19 protein-coding genes are annotated in these 19,603 nt (G+C 61.7%); 3 read left to right on the top strand and 16 right to left on the bottom strand.

All coding sequences use genetic code 11. The annotated features are described in order from the left end of the window. Positions 1-76: 76 nt before the first annotated feature. The 8 genes from ACY8D3_RS00275 to ACY8D3_RS00240 are packed head-to-tail and all read right to left on the bottom strand — an operon-like array spanning position 77 to position 6,865. Positions 77-1,729: a proton-conducting transporter transmembrane domain-containing protein gene (locus ACY8D3_RS00275; protein WP_462380946.1), complete on the bottom strand. Its 1,653-nt coding sequence runs from the start codon at positions 1,727-1,729 to the stop codon at positions 77-79. After that, positions 1,726-3,222, bottom strand: a complete 1,497-nt coding sequence (locus ACY8D3_RS00270) for a complex I subunit 5 family protein (RefSeq protein WP_462380945.1) — start codon at positions 3,220-3,222, stop codon at positions 1,726-1,728. The genes ACY8D3_RS00275 and ACY8D3_RS00270 overlap by 4 nt, the downstream gene beginning before the upstream one ends. After that, the gene (locus ACY8D3_RS00265) at positions 3,219-4,640 is read right to left on the bottom strand and encodes a complex I subunit 5 family protein (protein ID WP_462380944.1); all 1,422 of its coding nucleotides are present in this window, start codon (positions 4,638-4,640) and stop codon (positions 3,219-3,221) included. Before ACY8D3_RS00265 ends, ACY8D3_RS00270 begins: the two co-directional genes overlap by 4 nt. Then, positions 4,637-4,912 carry an NADH-quinone oxidoreductase subunit K gene (locus tag ACY8D3_RS00260; protein ID WP_462380943.1) on the bottom strand — a complete coding sequence of 92 codons (276 nt, stop codon included), beginning with the start codon at positions 4,910-4,912 and terminating at the stop codon, positions 4,637-4,639. The genes ACY8D3_RS00265 and ACY8D3_RS00260 overlap by 4 nt, the downstream gene beginning before the upstream one ends. Continuing rightward, positions 4,909-5,820: a hydrogenase subunit MbhD domain-containing protein gene (locus ACY8D3_RS00255; RefSeq protein ID WP_462380942.1), complete on the bottom strand. Its 912-nt coding sequence runs from the start codon at positions 5,818-5,820 to the stop codon at positions 4,909-4,911. The genes ACY8D3_RS00260 and ACY8D3_RS00255 overlap by 4 nt, the downstream gene beginning before the upstream one ends. Beyond that, the gene (locus ACY8D3_RS00250; protein ID WP_462380941.1) at positions 5,813-6,109 is read right to left on the bottom strand and encodes a cation:proton antiporter; all 297 of its coding nucleotides are present in this window, start codon (positions 6,107-6,109) and stop codon (positions 5,813-5,815) included. The genes ACY8D3_RS00255 and ACY8D3_RS00250 overlap by 8 nt, the downstream gene beginning before the upstream one ends. After that, on the bottom strand, positions 6,102-6,353 hold the full coding sequence (locus ACY8D3_RS00245; RefSeq protein WP_462380940.1) for a monovalent cation/H+ antiporter complex subunit F: 252 nt from the start codon (positions 6,351-6,353) through the stop codon (positions 6,102-6,104). The genes ACY8D3_RS00250 and ACY8D3_RS00245 overlap by 8 nt, the downstream gene beginning before the upstream one ends. After that, on the bottom strand, positions 6,353-6,865 hold the full coding sequence (locus tag ACY8D3_RS00240) for a Na+/H+ antiporter subunit E (protein WP_462380939.1): 513 nt from the start codon (positions 6,863-6,865) through the stop codon (positions 6,353-6,355). Before ACY8D3_RS00240 ends, ACY8D3_RS00245 begins: the two co-directional genes overlap by 1 nt. Before the next feature lie 334 nt (positions 6,866-7,199). On the opposite strand from ACY8D3_RS00240, the gene ACY8D3_RS00235 reads away from it, so the two are divergent. Further along, a complete protein-coding gene (locus ACY8D3_RS00235) occupies positions 7,200-7,826 on the top strand; it encodes a pyridoxamine 5'-phosphate oxidase family protein (RefSeq protein ID WP_462380938.1) in 627 nt (208 codons plus the stop codon). Between the two features lie 224 nt (positions 7,827-8,050). Here ACY8D3_RS00235 and ACY8D3_RS00230 read toward each other — a convergent pair whose 3' ends face one another. The 4 genes from ACY8D3_RS00230 to ACY8D3_RS00215 all read right to left on the bottom strand — a co-directional run bounded on the left by ACY8D3_RS00230 (position 8,051) and on the right by ACY8D3_RS00215 (position 11,679). Beyond that, positions 8,051-9,070, bottom strand: coding sequence for a zinc-binding alcohol dehydrogenase family protein (locus ACY8D3_RS00230; RefSeq protein ID WP_462380937.1), 1,020 nt, complete (start codon positions 9,068-9,070; stop codon positions 8,051-8,053). A gap of 10 nt (positions 9,071-9,080) precedes the next feature. After that, the gene (locus tag ACY8D3_RS00225) at positions 9,081-9,374 is read right to left on the bottom strand and encodes a putative quinol monooxygenase (protein ID WP_462380935.1); all 294 of its coding nucleotides are present in this window, start codon (positions 9,372-9,374) and stop codon (positions 9,081-9,083) included. Between the two features lie 97 nt (positions 9,375-9,471). After that, the gene (locus ACY8D3_RS00220) at positions 9,472-10,461 is read right to left on the bottom strand and encodes a zinc-dependent alcohol dehydrogenase family protein (RefSeq protein WP_462380933.1); all 990 of its coding nucleotides are present in this window, start codon (positions 10,459-10,461) and stop codon (positions 9,472-9,474) included. A gap of 126 nt (positions 10,462-10,587) precedes the next feature. Continuing rightward, on the bottom strand, positions 10,588-11,679 hold the full coding sequence (locus ACY8D3_RS00215; RefSeq protein ID WP_462380932.1) for an NADH:flavin oxidoreductase/NADH oxidase: 1,092 nt from the start codon (positions 11,677-11,679) through the stop codon (positions 10,588-10,590). Between the two features lie 85 nt (positions 11,680-11,764). Between ACY8D3_RS00215 and ACY8D3_RS00210 the strand changes: the two genes are divergently transcribed. Beyond that, the gene (locus tag ACY8D3_RS00210) at positions 11,765-12,067 is read left to right on the top strand and encodes an ArsR/SmtB family transcription factor (protein WP_462380931.1); all 303 of its coding nucleotides are present in this window, start codon (positions 11,765-11,767) and stop codon (positions 12,065-12,067) included. A gap of 685 nt (positions 12,068-12,752) precedes the next feature. Beyond that, positions 12,753-15,563 carry a PAS domain-containing protein gene (locus ACY8D3_RS00205; protein ID WP_462380930.1) on the top strand — a complete coding sequence of 937 codons (2,811 nt, stop codon included), beginning with the start codon at positions 12,753-12,755 and terminating at the stop codon, positions 15,561-15,563. A gap of 37 nt (positions 15,564-15,600) precedes the next feature. On the opposite strand, the gene ACY8D3_RS00200 is transcribed toward ACY8D3_RS00205, so the two are convergent. The 4 genes from ACY8D3_RS00200 to ACY8D3_RS00185 all read right to left on the bottom strand — a co-directional run bounded on the left by ACY8D3_RS00200 (position 15,601) and on the right by ACY8D3_RS00185 (position 19,603). Further along, positions 15,601-16,074, bottom strand: a complete 474-nt coding sequence (locus tag ACY8D3_RS00200) for an NUDIX hydrolase (protein WP_462380929.1) — start codon at positions 16,072-16,074, stop codon at positions 15,601-15,603. A 67-nt stretch (positions 16,075-16,141) separates the two neighbouring features. Further along, positions 16,142-17,563 carry a sodium:solute symporter family protein gene (locus ACY8D3_RS00195; protein ID WP_462380928.1) on the bottom strand — a complete coding sequence of 474 codons (1,422 nt, stop codon included), beginning with the start codon at positions 17,561-17,563 and terminating at the stop codon, positions 16,142-16,144. 169 nt (positions 17,564-17,732) lie between these two features. After that, positions 17,733-18,125, bottom strand: coding sequence for a RidA family protein (locus ACY8D3_RS00190; protein ID WP_192981925.1), 393 nt, complete (start codon positions 18,123-18,125; stop codon positions 17,733-17,735). A 14-nt stretch (positions 18,126-18,139) separates the two neighbouring features. Beyond that, the gene (locus ACY8D3_RS00185) at positions 18,140-19,603 is read right to left on the bottom strand and encodes an N-acyl-D-amino-acid deacylase family protein (protein ID WP_462380927.1); all 1,464 of its coding nucleotides are present in this window, start codon (positions 19,601-19,603) and stop codon (positions 18,140-18,142) included.

Genomic DNA, 19,603 nt, shown 5'->3' with positions numbered 1-19,603 from the left:
GGTTCCTCCCATACGCCGGCGGTACCCACTGGTGTGCCGTTTCGCCTCAGGAACCCAATCGAAAGTCCAAAAAGCGTCACCAAAGCCAACCCAGCCAGAACGACAGTCCCATCAACCAGGCACTCAGTGCCAGCGCCCCGCTCCGCCAGAAGCGGTTCCACCGGCGTTCCCGTGGCCGCCAGCGTTCGCGCAGATTGCCCACCCTCGGCACGGCCATGGGCGGGCGTTGCGTGAGGCCCTTGAGTTTCAGCGAGCCTAAAGAGGCGAGGTCCGGTAGGTCGCGTACTGCCCTTGGCACGCGCCATCCCATGCGCAATGCCACGGCCCCTATCCCCAGCGCGACGAGCAATGGCCAGAGCAACTTCCAGGTATCCGCCAGACCAAAACCGTAGAACAGCGCCGATCGCAACGTCGGCCATATCCACGGTAGCGCCACCGGTGCCAGGCAGAGCAGCGCCCATGGCATCAGCTGCATGAATGGCGCGCGTTCAGATGTGGATTTCTCATCCTCGCGCATCAACCAGCACGCCCTGAGGAGCAGGACGCCTGTGGCGACACTGCCCAGGCTCAACCAGTCCTGCCAGGCAGCGAAATGGCCATCGCCAAACGCGGATTTCAGGACGCCCTTGCCCGCGCCGCCGCTAGTCAGCGGCGCACCGATCAAGGCGAGCGCCGGGAGTGCCAACAGCACCCAGCCGACCCACGGTAGGCGAAAGCGGTGGCTCAGCCCAGCACCGAGGAACAACGCGCCTTTGGCCAACCCATGATGCACGCCAAAGATGATCAGCACCGTGGTTATCGCCGCGATGTTTTCCGGGTCGCGCCATGCCAGCGCCAGGATCATCACGAAATAGCCCATCTGGCTGATGGAGGAATACGCCAGTGCCGCCTTGGCCTTCTCGCTGCATACGCCCAGCAAGGCCCCATAGAACGCACCGAACATCCCCACCGCCAGCAATACCGTCGACCACTCGACCAGCAGCGGATCACTTTCTGGCAGGCAGCGCCAGATACCGAGTATTCCGGCCTTGATCATCGCGCCGGAGAGCACGGCGCTTGCCGGCGCGGGGGCAGCGGGATGAGCCAGCGGCAGCCAGACGTGAAGTGGCCAGAAGCCAGCCTTCAACCCTAGCCCTATCAGCAGTAACACGAGCGTGAGCCCGTCGATGGGCATGCTTTCCCAGCTCGCGAAGCGGAATGCACCGTCCGCGGCGTAGGTGCGCATCAGCAAGGCGGCCAGCAGCAACATCTCACCGCAGATTGCCAACTGCAGATACAGCCGCCCCGCTCGCCTGGGCGCCGGCCCGCCCTGGTGGACAATAAGCCCGTAGGCAGAAAGGCTCATCAGGCTGAAGCCCAGGTAGAAACTGAGCGCGTCGGCCGCAATGATCAGCAGGAAATTACCTGCCAGAGACAAGAGCCAGAACAACCAGAAGCGCCGTCGGCGCGGGTCGTCTGCCATGCTGCTGACGGCAAAAACGCCCGCACAGCCCCACAAAAACGCACTGAACCCAAGCCACGCACGGGTCAGAAGGTCGTCTCCACCCCAGCGCACGTCAGCCCACAACCAGGGTAGGTCAAGCGCCTCGGGGGGCCAGAATGCAGCCGCCAACGCCGGAAGACAGACCACCCAGAGCCAGCTGATTACACGCCCGCGCGGCGCCAGCAGCAGGATGGTCGCCAAAAGCGGCGCAACGGGGACGAGCAGCCATAGCCAGACGCCACTCATATGTCGAACTCCCGGTTGACGATCAGCTGGCTCCAACCCAACGGACTGATCGCAGTGCCGGCCAGCAGCCCCACCAGCAATGCCAGCAGCGCCGTGAATACCGGTGGCAGCAACAGCATCCAGTGCGTTTCCCAACGCTCGTCCGCCCAGTTGTTTTCATGCCAGTCCGCTGGGCGGGCAAACCACCCGCGCCACAGCAGCGGCAGGAAATAGGCCGCATTGAGCAGAGCCGAGCCGATCAGCACCAACAAGACCCAGTCCTGGCCCACCTCCAGCGCGCCGAGCCCGAGGTACCACTTGCTCACGAAGCCCGCCATCGGCGGGATGCCAATCATGCCCAGCGCGCCGATGCTGAACGCCGTCATCGTCAGCGGCATTCGCCGGCCGATGCCATCCATTTCCCGAACGCGGTGCACGCCAAGGGTTTCGGCGAAGTTGCCGGCGCAATAGAACAGCGTCACCTTCATCAATCCCTGGTGGACCAGATGCACCAACCCACCTAGCGCCGCGATAGGTCCGAGCAGTGCAACACCCAGCGTCACGTACGAAACCTGGCTTACCGTGGAGTACGCCAGACGCTTCTTGATCTCCTGTTGCCGAAGCGCTCGCACCGAGCCGTAGAGGATCGTGAAGGCAACGATCCACAGGAGCGGTTGCGTCAGGTTCAACTCGGTCAATACAGGCGCGCCGTAGACGTCGTAGACCACACGGACGATGCCAAAGGCGCCCGCCTTCACAACCGCCACCGCGTGAAGCAGCGCACTGACAGGCGCGGGGGCAACCATCGCCCTCGGCAGCCAGCCATGCAGGGGCACCAGCGCTGCCTTGACCCCCAGCCCCAGAATCAACAATACGAATGCGACCTGCAGCGCCAGCCCATGCGCCTCGAGTTGAGCCTCCAGGTAGCCGCCAGCCTGGAAATCCGGACTGCCGGCCAGCGCATGCAGCATCGCCACACCCAACAGCAGCAGCGTGCCGCCGCCGACCGTATAGGCGAGATAAACGCGACCGGCGCGCAGCGATTCGGGGGTACCGCGGTGTACCACCAGCGGGAAGGTGGCGAGGGTCAATAGCTCATAGAACAGCAGAAAGCTGACGAGGTTGCCCGCCAACGCCAGGCCCACCGTCGCGCTGACACACAGGCTGAAATAGCCGAAGAAGCGCGACCGCAGGGGCGCGCCTTCCAAATAGCCAATGGCATAGACGGTGGTCGCCAGCCACAGGACCGACGACAGTGCAACGAACAGCAACGACAGCGCATCGGCCTGCAGTATCAGTGGCGCTCCTGGTATGAACGGCACCTCAAATCGGAATTGATACCCCTGGCTGACGCCATAGAGCATTGCCCCTACCAGCAGCAGCTTGAGCGTCACGCCACCCAGGTTCAGCGCAACGCGTAACCGCGCTTGGTCCTCGCGCAGCGAAAAGATGATCAGCCCCGGTACGATCGAGCTGAGCACGATGGCGAGCGGCAACCAATTGGTCCAACTCATGGGCTCACCCCTCCGATCCACAGCAACAAAGGCTCGCTGATCAGCGCCAGTCCCCAGACCAGGAGTGCCGGCAACATCGCCAGCCACTGCGCGACGCGGTCGGGCTTTAGATCGAGCCCTGTCTGCCGCGCGCGATCAAAACCCAGCGTGACGACACGGAATACATAGGCTGCCGAAGCCAGTGTGCCGACCAGCACTCCGATGGCCCACGGCCAATGCTCGGGCTCGGCGAACAGCGGTTGCAGCAACAACCATTTGGCCAGGAACCCACCGCTCGGCGGCAGGCCGATCAGGCTCCCGCCGGCGACGGCGAACGCAAACAGCGCGAGCGGCATTGTCTGGCTGGCCCCCCTCAGCGCCGTAACGCGTCGGCTACCGAGCGTGTGCTGTAGCTCGCCGGCTGCAAGGAACATCGACACCTTGGCCAGCCCATGCGCGAGTACGAAGAGCCACAGGGCAGCGCTCAGGCTTGGCTCCTGCCAACGCAACAACAAGCCCAGCGCAAGCAGGGCGTAACCCAGCTGCGCCACAGTGGAGTACGCCACGAGCGTCTTCAGGTAGGGCGCGCGCATCGCGGACCACCCACCACTGAGCAACGCCAGAACACCGGCCACCGCGAATATCCCACCGGCGCTCTGCTCCAGCTCGACGGGTGCGATACGGCTCCACAGCAGCCAGAGGATATACAGCGGCCCCTTGACCACCAGCGCCGATAACAATGCGCTGACGGCTGCCGGGGCACCTGCATGGGCGGGCGGCAACCAGAGATGCAGCGGCCAGAACGCTGCCTTGAGCATCAGCCCAACGCTCATCAGTAACAGCGCCAGACGGGTCGTGGCGTCCGCTTCGGAGAGTTCGGCCAGCAGTGCAATATCCAGCACCCCGTAGCGGCCATAGAGCAATGCCACCCCGAACAGATAGGCCAGCGAGCCCGCCAGCGAAAGCAGGAGATAGTTCAGGGCAGGCCGGTAGGCTTTGGGCCCTGCCAGGGCGACCAGCGCAACCGCCGCGAGGCTGAGCAACTCAAGGGTGACATACAGGTTGAACAGGTCTCCCGACAGCCACAACGCAGCCAGCGCCGACTGCAGCAAGCAGGAGAGCGGCCAGAAGTCCTCACTGCCGATGGCGTGCCGGCTGCGTGCGGCATACAGCGAAACCAGCAAATGCACGCCCGCCGTGAAGAGCATCAACAGGGCGGCAAGCGGGCTTAGCTGGAAGCGGATCGCCAAGGGCGCCTGCCAACCACCCAGTTCCAGCCATTGCGTACCGGACTCCATGACTTGATGCAGTGCGCCCGCAGCGGCCAGCGTGCTGCCTACATTGATCAGGATGACCCAACGGCCTCCCGCGGGCCGCAGCAGAATCAACAGCAGCGCACCCAGTAGCGGCAGCGCCAGGCTTAGCAAGGCGAAACTCATGAGCGCTTCCCGCCATCGGCTGAACCTGCGAGGCGCAACGCCAGCGCAGTCGCGCTGACCGCGACGACGAGCCCAGTGACAACCAGTGCAACCAACACCGGATCGCTGGGCGTAGCGCGCGCCGCCAGGGCGATCATCACCAGAAACACCCCACTGCCCATGAGGTTGATCGCGATAATCCGGCGCAGTGCGTCGCGCAGCGTCAACAGCCCATGCAACCCAATCAACCAGAGCAACGCGCCTACTGCCAACCAGAACAGCGTTGCCGTCATGCGCGGCCCTCCCGCGCTTCGCCAACGACGAGCAGGCTCAGGCTCGCCGCAATGGAAACGGTCGCGGCCAGCTCGATCGTGATAATGAGCGGCTTGGCCCATCCCGGCGGATAGGCCAGCCAGCCGGCGCCAACCCAGGCGGTGCCCAGGGCCACCACGACGAATAACAACAATCCGATCAGCACCAGCACACGTAGCGGCCAATAGGACCAGCGCAACGCAGGCAGCACACCGGCCAGGCGCAATAGCACGACCCCGGCCGCCAGCAATGCGCCGGCTTGAAATGCCCCGCCTGGCGCGCTGGAACCACTCCAGAGCAAATAACCGCTCGCCAGCAGCAACAGCGGCGCGAGAGACTGACTCCAGGCGCGCAACAGTGGCCAAGGCCGCGCCACGTCAAAGCGTGCCGGGCCGAGTTGACGTGCACCCAGCACGGCGAGCAGCAGCACACCCAACTCCAGCAAGGTGTCCCAAGCACGATAGTTGAGGAGCACGGCGGTAACCGGATGACTGACGCCGCTGTCGTCGAGCGCGTCGTGCGCCAGCGCTGGCAATGACGGCTGTTGCCCCGTCAACGGTTCGAGCCCCTGGAACATCAGCCACATCATGGGCAGCAGGACCGCAGCGGCCGCCAAGCGATGCCGCCCCAACGACGCGGCAGGGGCATGAGCCCCTTCCGTCTGCCGAGCCAATGCCGACAACAGCAACACCCCGGTCAGACCAGCGCCGATGGCAGCCTCGGCCAGCGCCAGGTCGGGCGCCCCGAGCCGAGCCCAGATCAACGCCAGTACCAGACCAAACGCAATGAACAGCAATACGCCGGCATAGCGACTGGGCGCGTGCAGCGCACCGCCCGCGAGGGCGAGTAATAGCGCGGCCAGCACCGCATCGAGCAGCCATTCAGTCATCGCCATGCTCCTCGCGTGCCTGCCGGGCCAGAAGCTGGCAGGCCGTCGCGCCGGACGCGAGCACCAGCAGCCAGATCACGACCATCTGCCCCACTTCCAGGAGGCTATCGGCCCGGCACGAGAGCCCGGCGACGACAAGGCCGAGGCCCAGGGTATCGGCCTTGGTCAGCGCATGCAGACGGCTGTATACGTCGGGAAAACGCAGCAGCCCAAGACTACCGGCCGCGAAGAACACCAGGCCGCCGATCAGCAGCGGCCAACTCAACCACTGGAGCAGCGTTTCAGGCATGCCCACCTCGGCGTAACAGCTGGACCAGCGCCGCACTCACCATTGCCGCCAGCAACGCGAGCACCAGCGCCACGTCGCGGTACGCCGATTCGGCCTGCCACTGCGCGATCACGAGCAACAGTGCGGTGCCGCTCGTACCGAACAACTGAACGGCCAGCAGCCGATCGACCCGACCCGGTCCGCGCAGAATCCGTACAAGACCGATGAAGATGGTCAGCAGCAACAGCACGGCATACAGCGCCATCAACCGGCCCTCCCCTGGTCGAAGAGTCGGATCAGGCGTTCCTCAAGTTCCGCCACGGTGCGCTGCCATGGCTGCGTGCTGTCCAACACATGCACGTGCATGCGACCGTCTTCGATCCTGGACGCAAGCGTCCCAGGCAGCAGCCCGACCAGCGCCGAGAGCAGTAGCCTTACCCGCTCCGAACTGTCGGCCAGCGGGTAATCGACCCACTCGGCCTGCAACGGGCAGCCGGGGTGTGCAGCGCGCCGGGCCACGTCCCAGGCGCCGGTGAACATGTTCAGGAGAAAGAACCAGACGAACCCTGGCATGGCCGTGATCCGCACCCGCCACGGACGAACGCCAAGCCAAAGGCTGAGCGCGCAGGCCAGCAGCGCGAACGGCACGCCAAAGGCCCACCCCTGTCCGCCAGCGAACAACGCCCAGAAGGCGCCGTAGAGCAGCGCCCATACCAGCGCGTCAATGCCCAATTGCCGAGATCGAGCTTCCTGTGGAGAGGTCTTCAGTCCATTCATGACGGATTGGACTGGAGCCAGGCGGCGAGCGATCAGCCGAACGAATTACGAAAGCGTGGCGAGGTGTTTCAGGAGGCTCAATTCAGAGACGAGCATTTGAAGCCCCTCTGAGCCCCTCTCTCAGTAAAAAGAGAACTTCGGACTGACGAATAAGCGTCCGAGCGATGCTTGTGACGCACGCCATCCTCCCGCGTCGGCATTTGGCCTGATAACCCGGACACACGCTATGGCGGCATCAGTGATGCTTGTACCAGCCGATCAACTATGGCATTTCCGTAGGCTGGTTACGGCACCTGACTGGATGCCCTTCGTCACGCCACTTGAGGAGACTGATATGGCCGAGGAGACTGAGAAGCGCGTGGAAACGCTGGAAGCACTCGAGAGCATATATGGAGACGTGTCGCGCGCATCCAGACTCAAGGAAGCCGACCATATTCATCCGCTTTACCGCCCCTTTATCGAACAGGCTCCGTTCGTGGTTTTGGCCACGGCTGGGCCGGATGGCCTGGATGCCTCACCGCGCGGCGATGCGCCTGGATTCGTGCACATTGAAGACAGCCACACCCTGTTGCTACCCGATCGACGTGGTAACAACCGAATCGACAGCCTGCGAAACATCGTCAGCGATCCACGTGTCGCCTTGATCTTCCTGCTCCCTGGAATTGGCGAGACGCTGCGTATCAACGGGACTGCCGAGATACTCGTCCAGCCCGAGCTGCTATCTCGGTTTGCGGTACAAGACCAGTTGCCCAAATCCGTGCTGCGCATTTCGGTGAACGCTGTCTATTTTCAGTGCAGCAAGGCAATCACCAGATCCGGGCTATGGAATCCTGAAAATCATATCGAGCGTGCGGCATTGCCGACACCTGGCCAAATCCTGAAGGCACTGTCCCAATCGGAAATCGACGGGGAAGCCTATGACGAGGCGATGCCGGCCCGCCTTGCCGCTACATTGTACTGATCACGGCGCTCCCGGCCGCAGGGGCGGCCGGGTTGTCAGCCGCCAATTACGCGGGAACGTGCGCCAGCGCATCCCCTGACTTGGTTTCGTGGCGAGAGTGAGCAAGGACACCACAACGCCTGGAACCAATGCGGCCATCAATCCGCCCATCGATGTGCATATGGGGGTGCTCCCGAAAATGGCTGGTGACTACCAACCCTCACGAGGCGGTATTCGATGTCCGGTCAGAAGCCTTCCAGAACGATCTTGCCCCTTGCCGTTCCGCTCTCCAGCAAGGCATGGGCACGACGAAGATTTTCGGCGCTGATACGCCCGTAGTTTTCGCCAACGGTGGTGCGCAACAAACCGGCATCGATCTGGCGCGCCACTTCATTGAGGATGTTGTGTTGCTCCTGCATGTCTTCGGTCTCGTACAGCGAGCGTGTGTACATCAGCTCCCAGTGCAGCGACAGGCTCTTGCGCTTGAGCGGTACGACGTCCAGCGTGGCCGGGTCATCGATCAGGCCCAACTTGCCCTGTGGCTTCAGCGACTCGACGATCTGCTCGTAGTGCCGAGCGGTCTGCGTCAGGCTTGCGACGTAGCTGACCTGAGGAATGCCGATGCGCTTGAGCTCTTCACTCAGTGGCTTGGTGTGATCGATCACGTGATGGGCGCCAAGCTCAGTGACCCAGGCCTGGGTTTCAGGGCGCGAAGCCGTACCAATGACGGTCAGGCCGGTGAACTGACGCGCCAGCTGAGTCATGATTGAACCGACGCCGCCTGCAGCACCAATGATCAGCAGCGTTTCGCCACGGTCAGTGGTGTCGCGTGCCACGCCGAGCCGATCAAACAGCAATTCCCAAGCGGTCAGAGACGTCAGCGGCAGCGCCGCGGCCTGGCCGAATTCCAGCGACTGGGGCATAGAGCCGACGATGCGCTCGTCCACCAGTTGCAGTTCACTGTTGCTACCCGAGCGGATCAGCGAGCCGGCGTACCACACCCGGTCACCGGGCTTGAACAGCGTTACGTCAGAGCCAACCGACTTGACCACGCCGGCGGCATCCCAACCGAGGATGCGCGGCTGGGTTTCGTCTGCATGCGGCACGTAGCCCTGGCGGACCTTGGTATCGACAGGGTTGACCGATACGGCCTTGACCTCGACGAGCAAGTCGCGAGGACCCGGCACCGGATCGGGCAGTTCGATCTCTACGAGCGCATCAGCATGATCAACAGGCAGGCATTTGAAGTGTGCAATGGCTTTCATTCGAAGCTCCTCAGGAGACGCGGTACATTTTCGTGACGGAGAACTTTTCAGCAGCGCGTTCGATGACGGGCAGCGCTGCCTGGAAATGCGGGGTGGCTTCGTGCGCGGTCAGCGCCGCTTCGTCTCGCCACTGCTCGACCATATGGAAGGTGCGAGCCTGTTCTGCATCTTTATGAAAGTCGTATTGAATGCAGTCCGCTTCGGCGCGACTTGGGCCTTGCAGATCCTGCAGCGTCTGCTGGAGCTCATCTTCGGAACCGGCCTTGGCGACCAATGTGGCAACCAGTGTGAGTGGGGTGGTCATCGAACCTCCTGTCTGTGCATGTGTGAAAGACGCATCGAGCTGGCATGGGCTATCGACGGCGGCCATACCAACCATGCCGCGAAGACCTGAACGTGGTTTAAAGCGTTACAACAATCTTGCCCACCTGGGCATTCGTTTCCATGTACCGGTGAGCCTCGGCTATCTCGTCGAAGCTGAATGTACGGTCGATTACCGGCTGCAGCTGCCCAGAGGCGAGCCCTTCGTTAATGAAGCGCTTGGCCCGTTCGAGTTTTTCTCGATCCTGGGTGATCTCGAACAGTTGATAACCGCGCAGCGTCAGATGCTTGCCGAGCAGGTCCATGACCGACACAGGGATATCCCGAGTGTCCAAAGCCCCGTACTGGAAGAAGATGCCGTGGTTCGCCAGTGCCTTGAGCACCAAGGCCACTTCGGGGCCGCCAACGGGATCGAAGGCCATGCGAGCGCCTTTGCCATGAGTAACCGTCATGACCTCGGCCACCATGTCCTGCTCCTGCGTCGCAATGACTGCCGCCGCCCCGGCCTGAAGCAAGGCTTCGCGCTTGTCGCTGGTGCGGGTCAGCGCTACAGGAACGGCGCCCACCATGTTCGCAATCTGGATAGCGGCAAGCCCCACGCTGCTGGACGCCGCACGGATCAGCACAGCCTCCCCGGCCTGCAGCCCACCGAGCTCGATCAATGCGCCATAGGCGGTGACGAACTTCATCCAGGTCGCTGCTGCTTCTGTGAAAGAGAGCGCTTCCGGGTGTTTGACCACCGCGTGAGCCGGTGCATTGACCAACTCACCGTACAAGCCGTATTCGTCAAAGGAGAACGCGGGCACTACGCTGACCGCATCGCCAACAGCGAAGCCGACCACACCTGGACCCACTGCAGATACGGTCCCAGCGGCTTCGTAGCCCAGCATGGCGGGAAACGTCGGTTCGATGACGTACTGGCCTGTGCGGTACATCACTTCAGCCCGGTTGATGCCGAGCGCCCTGACGTTGATTTGAACCTCGTTCGCGCCGGGAGCCGGCACGTCGACTTCGTCGATCTGGAGAACCTCGGGTCCACCGGTGCGATGAAAGTGTATGACGCGAGACATAGCGTAATCCTCAGCTATCTATCGGAAGGACCGAGCCATGAACGGCCCAGCCAGGTAGCCACCAGCGCTCATGGGCGCTGGGGCAACGGGCGATCAGGCCGAAGTCAGCCGTCTCGCCCCGACGGATCACTTGTAGCGTTCAAGCCAGTGGGCATAGGGAGCCGGCAAGGTCCAGGACGCACGCTCTACACCCAGCTCCTGGGCGGCGAAGTAGGACCAGTTCGGGTTGGCCAGGTGGGCCCGTCCGATCATCGCCAAGTCCAGCTGACCGCTCTTGACCGCTTCTTCGGCAACGCTCGGCGTGCCGAAGCCCCATGCCGAAGCCACTGGAATCCCCGCCTCGCGCTTCACGCGCTGGGCTACTTCGCCCATGAAGCCAGGCGCCCACGGAATGTTGGTTTCAGCGATGGTGAAACCAATGCTGACGCTTAGCAGGTCCAGACCACCGCTCTTGAAGCGACGTGTCAGTTCGATAGCCTCACTCAGGGTCTGTTCGTCCCGGCCGTCGTATTCGATAACACCTAGACGAGCGGTTAACGGCAGGTGCTCCGGCCAAACCTCGCGAACCGCCGCCAGCGTTTCCAGCAGGAAACGGCTACGGTTGTCGAAACTGCCGCCGTAGGCGTCATCACGATGGTTGGAGTGTTCGGACAGGAACGACTGGGCCAGGTAGCCGTGGGCGAAATGCAGCTCCAGCCACTCGAAGCCAGCGTCACGCGCACGGCGAGCGGCGGCGACGAAATCCTCACGCACGCGGGCGATATCTTCCAGGGTCATGGCTTGCGGCTGCTTGGCCAGGTGACCGCCAAAGGCAACGGCCGATGGAGCGATGGTCTGCCAGCCACGGGCGTCATCTTCAGCGATATGGTCATCGCCCTCCCATGGACGGTTTGCGCTCGCCTTGCGGCCGGCGTGGGCAATCTGCAGGCCAGGGACTGAGCCGGCCGCCTTGATTGACTGCACAACGGGTACGAAGGCCTGTGCCAGCTCATCGTTCCAGATACCGGCGCATCCGGGGGTGATTCGGCCTTCGGGCGCAACAGCGGTTGCCTCGACAATCACCAACCCTGCCCCGCCCCGCGCCAGGGACGCGTAGTGAACGCTGTGCCAATCGTTGATCAGGCCATCGTTGGACGAGTACATGCACATGGGGGGGATCGCGATGCGGTTGCGAAGGGTGACGTCTTTAAGCGTGAAGGGTTGGAACAGCGCAGACATTGAGGTTCTCCGAGGGGCCGCCTATTACTTTAATTCGATAGTATTCGAACTATGGAGATACCGCAAACCCGTGTATGCTTCGTTCATGCGCCCCTACAAACATCCCCCCGTCACCGACTTCGTCCTCGAGCGTCTGCTATACGCCTTGAGCGATCCTGTGCGAATGGAGATCGTCCGACGCCTAGCCGAACTGGGCGAAGCCAGCTGTGGCGAATTGGACGGTGGCCGGCCAAAGTCGACCATGTCTCATCATTTTCGCGTGCTGCGAGATGCCGGCTTGGTACAAACCCAAACCATCGGGACGACTCACATGAACTCGTTGCGCAGGGATGATTTGAACAATCGGTTCCCTGGCTTGCTGGAAACGATCCTGTCTCAGCGGGGCTAGCGCTGGCTTGAGTCAATTCAACAAGGAAGACGCAGGCGGCCTAATTCGGCAACCCTAACCCCGAGCGAGCACCGAAAGTTACCTCGCCGCAGATCAGAGTAGCCTATGCACTCCGCCGGCATAAGCACCGCACCCAGCCCCTTTAGCACCTATAGAGCCTTTTGCCTGCGCCCAGTACCGGTTGCGGCCTGCAACCGTCCAACCCCAGCTCGGCGGGGCTGCCTGGCGCGGTATTCATCACTTTGCTTCCTTTTCAATTTCTGCGTATCTGCCTTTCTTCTTTCCAAGAAAGAGGGTGGCTGCTGTACTGCCCACCAAAACAACAGCGCCAACAAGCAGCGGGCGCCCAGGCCCTTCATCCGACGGGTACTCAGGTAATTCTGCAGTCGGGGCGGCTCAGCCTATCCCGGGCTCGCTGTCGCGCGGTGCATCGGGCCTCATTGCTCAAGCCTCCCCCTGGGCTCCGACCCTTTCCCCGTTGTGCTCGGTTGATGCTTCGGCCCGGCGGCTGCCGGGGGCTCACTCAGGCCTGAGTGCGATTTGTCAGACGAGACTGGCTGGCTGGCTGGTATCACTCTGATGACCTATACACGTAGACTGCCGATCGCTGACTCTGCCGACCGCGCGCTTCAATGCAGTCGTCCTAATGCGTCCAGACGCCTACCCGACAAGCCATTATTGATCTATGCCTGAAGCCCAACAGACGAGCCCCTTTCATATTTTTCTAAGCGGTGGCGGAAACGCCGGCGAGCTTATGCGAAGTCTTGATTGGGAAATGACGCCCTTTGGTCCTCCCGAAGAGTGGCCTGTTGCTCTGCAAACCCTGGTCAGCGTCATGCTGGGTGCCAAACAGGCAAAATTTATCGCTTGGGGGCCCGAACAGCGGATGCTGTACAACGACGCCTATGCCGACATTCTAGGCCTCAAACACCCTCATTCTTTCGGGCGCCCGCTGCTAGAGGTCTGGGCTGAATCACGCGATGAGCTGGCGCCCATCATTGAGCAAGTCTATGCCGGCTCGTCCGTGCACATGGACGATCTTCAACTGACGATGCACCGGCATGGCTATCCAGAGGAAACGCATTTTGCGTTTTCCTATACGCCAGTGCGCGACGAAACAGGCAAGGTCGCAGGCTTTTACTGTCCCTGTGTAGAGACGACCGCGCAGGTGTTGGCCGAGAGACGCTTGCGCGAAGAAGTAGAGCGCCAGCGCCGGCTGTTTGATCAGGCGCCGGGCTTCATTGCCGTCTATCAAGGTCCGGAGCATGTGTTCGAGTTCACGAACGCCACGCATGAGCGTCTTTTTGGTAATCGCCACGTAATCGGCAAGCCTGTTCGCGAAGCTTACCCTGACCTGATAGCGGGCAACTTCATTGAACGCCTAGATCAGGTATTCCGGACCGGAGTGCGCGTCACCGGCGTCCATATGCCCTTTCGGATGGCAGGTGAAGTCCCTGGGGGACCGACAGAGCGATACATCAACTACGTGTGCGAGCCGATCACCAACGAGCTCGGACAGGTAACTGGTATTTTTGTAGAGGGTCACGATGTAACCGAGCAGTTCCGGGCCGAGCAGGCGCTGCGGGCAAGGGAGCAGGAATTTGCAGCGCTTGCAAAGTCGCTTCCCAACGGCATGTGGACTGCATTGCCTTCGGGCGAATTGGACTGGGTGAGCGATTGGCTGCTGACCTATACCGGCGTTGATGACAGCAAGCGCCTGCTCAGTGAATGGCTGGAAGGCTGGACCCATCCTGAGGATCAAGCTTCAGTCAGATTGGCCTGGTCTGCCGCATTGCAGTCGGGCTCAATCTACGAGGCGACGTTTAGACTTCGCCGCTTCGATGGCCAGTATGGTTGGCACCTCGTCCGGGCCGTACCCGTCTATGCTGACACAGGCGAGGTGCTGAAATGGATCGGCACGACAACGGACATCCATGTACAGAGGCAAGCAACAGAACAGCTTCAACTACTGAATGCGGAGCTAGAGCATCGAGTTGAGGTTCGTACGGCCGAGCGCGACCGTGTCTGGAAAAATTCGAGAGACCTGCTGGCTATTACAGAGGCAGATGGCATATTCCAAGCGGTGAACCCGGCCTGGTTTCAAGTGCTCGGTTACTCACCCCAGCAGCTTGAGGGACAAAGCCTCTACGACTTCGTCTGGCACGAAGATATCGAGTCGACCCGGGACGCTATTCAGCGCGCTGCTTCAAGCGTTCATCTAACAAGCTTCGAGAACCGTTACAGACATCGTGACGGCAGCGCCCGGTGGATTTCATGGCACTCTTCTAACCAAGACGGTATTTGCTATTTCTACGGTCGACACATCACCGAAGAGAAAGAGCAGCGTGAGGCGCTGCGTCAGGCTGAAGAGCAATTACGCCAGTCGCAGAAAATGGAGGCCATCGGCCAACTCACTGGCGGTATTGCCCATGACTTCAATAACCTGCTGGGTGGCATTCTGGGATCGATGGGCCTGATCAAGCTGCGCTTGTCACAAGGGCGGCTCGATAGTCTTGACCGGTATGTAGAAAACGCCATGCATTCGACGCAGCGTGCTGCTGCTCTGACTCACCGGCTGCTAGCGTTCTCACGTCGGCAGCCTCTTACGCCAACACCTGTAGATTTGACGAGCCTCGTTGCCGACCTCGAGATACTGCTTCGGCGCACGATTGGTCCTTCGTATCAACTCAGCTTCAAATCTGATGAAAGCTTGTGGCCCACCTTCTGTGATCCGAACCAGCTTGAAAGTGCCATTCTCAACTTGGCCATCAATGCACGCGATGCCATGGATAACGGCGGCGCCTTGCTTATAGAGCTGGAAAATTGCCCACAGCCGCCCAGCGACATGCAGGGTGACTCAGTCAAGATCAGCGTAACGGACAACGGCACCGGCATGTCTCCCGAGGTAAGGGCGCGGGCCATCGAACCGTTCTTCACCACCAAGCCAATGGGCCAGGGCACGGGTTTGGGCCTTTCGATGGTCTATGGCTTCGCCAAGCAGAGCAACGGGAGCATGAACATTTCATCTGTCGAAGGCCAGGGCACATCTGTCAGCCTATACCTGCCCCGCTATTTTGGTGATGTGCAGGAGGAGACCGCTTCACAGGACGTTTATCCAGCCCGATCTGCAACGCGTAAAAAAGTCGTACTGGTCGAGGACGATGAGGTGATATTGGAGCTGGTAGCAGAAGTGATTGAAGAGACGGGATACGACGCGCTGTATGCCGACGACGGCCATAAGGGGCTGCAAATTATTGAGCAGCAGGAAACAATCGATCTGCTCATTACCGATATCGGCATTCCTGGAATCAACGGCCGCGATCTGGCCACTCAGGCCATCGCGCGGCACCCGAACCTCAAGGTGCTATTTATCACCGGTTACGACCAGGACGTGACACTGCCAAGCCACCTTCGCCGTTCTGGAGTAGAGCTGATGACCAAGCCATTCACCATCGCCTCTCTAGCGGAGCGGCTGCAGGCGTTGGCAGAGGACTAATCGATGCGGATGCCGCTCTGGATCTAACCAAGCAGCTCTACGCTGCTGACTCCGCCGGGCTCTCGGACACCCCCGCCTCCCTGAGCATCTGCAGCAGGTTTTCCGGCCAGATCGTCTCATTGGTGGACATCAATGCTTCTGCAGACCACCATCGATGGGTCTTCATTACCTTCGCCTCGTGCCCTGTCCACCCGGCGCGGCAGATCGCCGTGCTCCCGACGTGCACGACGAAATATTGCTCGACGGCGGTCACCCACTCGCCGCTGGGCAGCATCAGCGAAACCGTTCGATCTGCCACGGGCGGCGCAACGGTTTCGAGCCGAATGCCCGTCTCCTCCTGCAGCTCACGTATGGCTGCGGCGTGAAATGTCTCGCCTTCCTCCACACCGCCACCTGGAGTGGCCCAGTGCGAAGTTCCAGCCAGCGCATCCTCTTCATGTTCAAACCTGAAGAGGAGGACTTCATTCGAAGGGCTGACTACGAGCAGCCGGGCCGCTTTGCGCTCACGCACAGCACACGCCTCCAAGCATCGTGAAAGAAGGCCCCATATTAATCCGTTAGGCCTGGTCGATCCCGGTTCAAGAGGTCAGCTTGACCGGTGCGTCCATTTCCACGCGTTCCTGGGTGACCCGCGCCAGCGCATCCTCTGGCGTGGTTTCGTTGCGCGGGGTGAGCAAGGACACCACAACACCTGCAACCAATGCGGCAATCACCGCTGGAATGCTCGGGTTGCCCCAAAACGCGGTCCAGCTCGGGCTGGCAATGATGGAAAGCGAGGTCGCCGATGCGGCAATCAGCGTGGCGATTGCACCCTGCCAGTTATAGCGCGACCAGAACTTGCCGAGGATGGCGCAGACGAACATGCCGGACATGACGGTCGCGATCATCTTGGTGATATAGCTGATGATGTTGTCCGAGGTCAGCGCGAAGGCGAGCGCCAGGCCGATGGTGAACAGCAGCGCGAAGCGGGAATAACGCACCATCAGTGCGGGCGGTGGCAGATGGCCGGTCACCAGCGTGTAGATGTCGCGCATCATGATGGAGACACCCGCCAGCGCATCCGAGCTTGCGCTGGACATCGTGGCCGACAGGCCAGCGATCATCACCAGCAATCCCAAGCCAAGCGGCAGCACCTGTGTCGCCAGGAACGGGAACGCATAGTTGCTGTTCTCCAGATCCGGCGCGAGGGTGTGGGCAGCCATGCCGATGATGGCGGGGATGACGGAAAAGCCAAGATACAGCAGCCCTGTGAAAATGAAGGATCGCCGGACGCTTCTTACGGAGTCCGCCGAGTAGATCCGCTGGCGAAAGGACGGTGTGGCGAGAACCCCGACGCCGACCACCACGGCAAGGGAAATGGCAGGAATCAACCCTAGCGTCCCGACTCCGAAGGCCTCGGTTGCGGCAGCATCCATGTGGTCGGTCAGATGCTCGAAGCCGCCGATCTCAATGATCGCGAACACCGCCATGGCGATGAAGCCGAGAAACAGCAGGATCGCCTGGATGGTGTCGGTCCAGACGACGGCAAGATAGCCGCCGATGATGCAATACAGGCCGAAGCCGATGGCAACGATGAGCTTGGCGGTGTTCAGGTCGATGTCGGTGATCCAGGCCAGGTACATGCCGCCACCCAGGATGTGCGCCCCGAGCCAGCCGATGCTTGCGATGTAGATCAGTACGGCGACGACATTGCGGACGACGCGGCTGCCGCCGACGTAATACGCAAGCTCCTCGCTCATCGTCATGAACCGCAGCTTGCGGACCGACGCGAACAGTACAGCGAGCAGGAGGATGCCGATCGCACCGCCGATACCGTAGAGGGCGCCGCCCCAGCCGTTGTTGTAGCCGAAGCCCACCGCGCCCATGCTCGACCCGGTGCCGACCATCGTGGCCACCGTCGTGCCGATGGTGAGAAAGAGCGGAATACTGCGCCCGCCGAGGAGAAAGTCGTCGCCGGTGGACCGATGGTTACGCGACACCCACCAGCCCAGCAGGATCATGGCGACGAGATAGACGAAGAAACTGCCGAGAAAGATACTGCTGTTCATACCTGACCTCTGATTGGAATGATTGTTGACGAGGTAGCGGTAAGGCGGGCCGGCTGACTGGATGCCGGCCCGGCTTACGGTGATGAAACGGTTGTCCCCCTTGGAAACGGCCAGGCGAAAGTCAGGCGCGCGATGCCTTGAAGCACTTCACGTCGACCTCGACCTTGCAGTCGACGACCAGGTCCTGAACGCTGCAGATGCGCGCGGGCGGATGGTCACCGAAGACCTCCTTGAAGACCTTGTTGAACGAGCTGAAATAGCGCGCATCGGTCAGCACAGTGGTCACGTGCACCACGTCTTCGACGCCGTACCCGGCCTCCGCCATGATGTCGAGGCAGTTCTGAAAGGCGAGCCGTGACTGTTCGATGATGCCGCCTTCCACGACCTCACCATCCTTCATGGGCGTCTGCCCGGATACGTAAAGCCAGCCACCGGCTTCGACTGCGCGAGAGAATGGCAGCTTTTGTCCGCCCGTTCCGGTTCCGCCTTCGGCGCCATAACGTTTGATGCTCATGCGTGCTCCTTGAGTTAAGAATGAGTGGAAGTTGATCCAGCGGTGCGCCTGAGCAGCCGCCCGGCACGGTTTTGGAGGCGGCCGTGCTGATAGGCCAGCGCGCCGTTGACGACGACCAGTTCGATGCCGCGCGCGGCGGCAATGGGCTTCTCGAATGTGGCAACGTCCTGCACGGTGTCGAAGTCGAACAGCGTGAGGTCCGCGTACGCGCCCACACGCAACTCGCCACGGTCGGCCAGCCCAAAGCTGGCGGCTGAGAGGCCAGTCATCTTGTGAATGGCTTCAGCGAGCGTGAACAGCCCCTGGTCTCGGCAGAAGTGACCGATGACACGCGGAAAGGCGCCCCATAGCCGAGGGTGGGGATGGGGATCGTTCGGCAGGCCATCGGAGCCGACCATGCTCAGCGGATGCTTGAGGATGCGCTGCATGTCGTCTTCGGCCATGTTGTGGTAGACAGCCCCCGCGGGCTGCAGACGCCGAGCGGCATCCAGCAGCGAGACGCTCCATGCATCGGCAATTGCTTGCAGGGATTGGCGCGCCATCTCGGGATGCGGGTCTGACCAGGTGATGAATATGTCGATCTCATCGGTTACCTGCCCGAGATCCAGAGTCGACGAGCCTGCCGTGTAGGGATAACAGTCGCAGTGGCAAGTGTGGTGCTGCGCGGCCTGCTCGAGCTTCTCCAACGCCAACGGCGCTCGGCCCCAATTGCGGACTCCTGCGCACTTCAGGTGCGAGATCACCAGCGGCGCCTGGCCATGGCGAGCGGTCGCCACGGCCTCGTCCATCGCATCCAGAAGCCCCGCGAACTCGTCACGAAGGTGCGTCGTATAGAGGCCACCTGCTGCGCCGACCTCTTCCACCAGCGCGTGCATTTCCGCTTCCGGGGCGTGCCGGGCATTGATGTAGGCAAGCCCGGAACTCATGCCAACGGCACCCTCGGCCAACGCTGCTCTCAAGGCAGTGCGCATGGCGTGGATTTCGTCCGGATTGGCCGGCCGATCGAAGCGATCCATGACGTTCGCCCGCAACGCCGTATGGCCAATCAGGGCGGCGACATTGACGCTCGGGTTCGCCTCGGCCACGGCCTTGGCATAGTCGCCGAATGTGGGGTAGTGGAAGTCTTCAATTCGGCCCAGCAGATTCATCGGATCAGGAACGGTTTCCCCCCGCAGGCGAACCGGGGAGGCGCTGATCCCACAGTTGCCGACCACAACCGTGGTCACCCCCTGGGTCAGCTTGGGCAGCATCTCGGGTGTACGGATGACGTTCATGTCGTCATGGGTATGCACGTCGATGAAGCCGGGCGCGAGGCAGCGCCCTTCCCCTTCAATGCAGGTGTCCGCGGACCAGTCGCTCAGATCGCCCATGGCGACGATACGCTCACCCGTGACGGCCAGATCGCCCTGATACGGCGCGGCACCGGTCCCGTCAATGAGCTGTACGTTGCGAATCAGCAAGCTAGCGTGCCGTGACAT

This window comes from Pseudomonas sp. Marseille-QA0892, from assembly GCF_054950135.1.
Note: the sequence above shows the minus strand (reverse complement) of the source record. Positions and strands in the feature narration are given on the sequence as shown.

Coding starts and splice junctions, on each gene's coding strand:
- ACY8D3_RS00275 (WP_462380946.1), bottom strand. CDS start 1,729: ATGAGTGGCGTCTGGCTATGGCTGCTCGTCCCCGTTGCGCCGCTTTTG.
- ACY8D3_RS00270 (WP_462380945.1), bottom strand. CDS start 3,222: ATGAGTTGGACCAATTGGTTGCCGCTCGCCATCGTGCTCAGCTCGATC.
- ACY8D3_RS00265 (WP_462380944.1), bottom strand. CDS start 4,640: ATGAGTTTCGCCTTGCTAAGCCTGGCGCTGCCGCTACTGGGTGCGCTG.
- ACY8D3_RS00260 (WP_462380943.1), bottom strand. CDS start 4,912: ATGACGGCAACGCTGTTCTGGTTGGCAGTAGGCGCGTTGCTCTGGTTG.
- ACY8D3_RS00255 (WP_462380942.1), bottom strand. CDS start 5,820: ATGACTGAATGGCTGCTCGATGCGGTGCTGGCCGCGCTATTACTCGCC.
- ACY8D3_RS00250 (WP_462380941.1), bottom strand. CDS start 6,109: ATGCCTGAAACGCTGCTCCAGTGGTTGAGTTGGCCGCTGCTGATCGGC.
- ACY8D3_RS00245 (WP_462380940.1), bottom strand. CDS start 6,353: ATGGCGCTGTATGCCGTGCTGTTGCTGCTGACCATCTTCATCGGTCTT.
- ACY8D3_RS00240 (WP_462380939.1), bottom strand. CDS start 6,865: ATGAATGGACTGAAGACCTCTCCACAGGAAGCTCGATCTCGGCAATTG.
- ACY8D3_RS00235 (WP_462380938.1), top strand. CDS start 7,200: ATGGCCGAGGAGACTGAGAAGCGCGTGGAAACGCTGGAAGCACTCGAG.
- ACY8D3_RS00230 (WP_462380937.1), bottom strand. CDS start 9,070: ATGAAAGCCATTGCACACTTCAAATGCCTGCCTGTTGATCATGCTGAT.
- ACY8D3_RS00225 (WP_462380935.1), bottom strand. CDS start 9,374: ATGACCACCCCACTCACACTGGTTGCCACATTGGTCGCCAAGGCCGGT.
- ACY8D3_RS00220 (WP_462380933.1), bottom strand. CDS start 10,461: ATGTCTCGCGTCATACACTTTCATCGCACCGGTGGACCCGAGGTTCTC.
- ACY8D3_RS00215 (WP_462380932.1), bottom strand. CDS start 11,679: ATGTCTGCGCTGTTCCAACCCTTCACGCTTAAAGACGTCACCCTTCGC.
- ACY8D3_RS00210 (WP_462380931.1), top strand. CDS start 11,765: ATGCGCCCCTACAAACATCCCCCCGTCACCGACTTCGTCCTCGAGCGT.
- ACY8D3_RS00205 (WP_462380930.1), top strand. CDS start 12,753: ATGCCTGAAGCCCAACAGACGAGCCCCTTTCATATTTTTCTAAGCGGT.
- ACY8D3_RS00195 (WP_462380928.1), bottom strand. CDS start 17,563: ATGATCCTGCTGGGCTGGTGGGTGTCGCGTAACCATCGGTCCACCGGC.
- ACY8D3_RS00190 (WP_192981925.1), bottom strand. CDS start 18,125: ATGAGCATCAAACGTTATGGCGCCGAAGGCGGAACCGGAACGGGCGGA.
- ACY8D3_RS00185 (WP_462380927.1), bottom strand. CDS start 19,603: ATGTCACGGCACGCTAGCTTGCTGATTCGCAACGTACAGCTCATTGAC.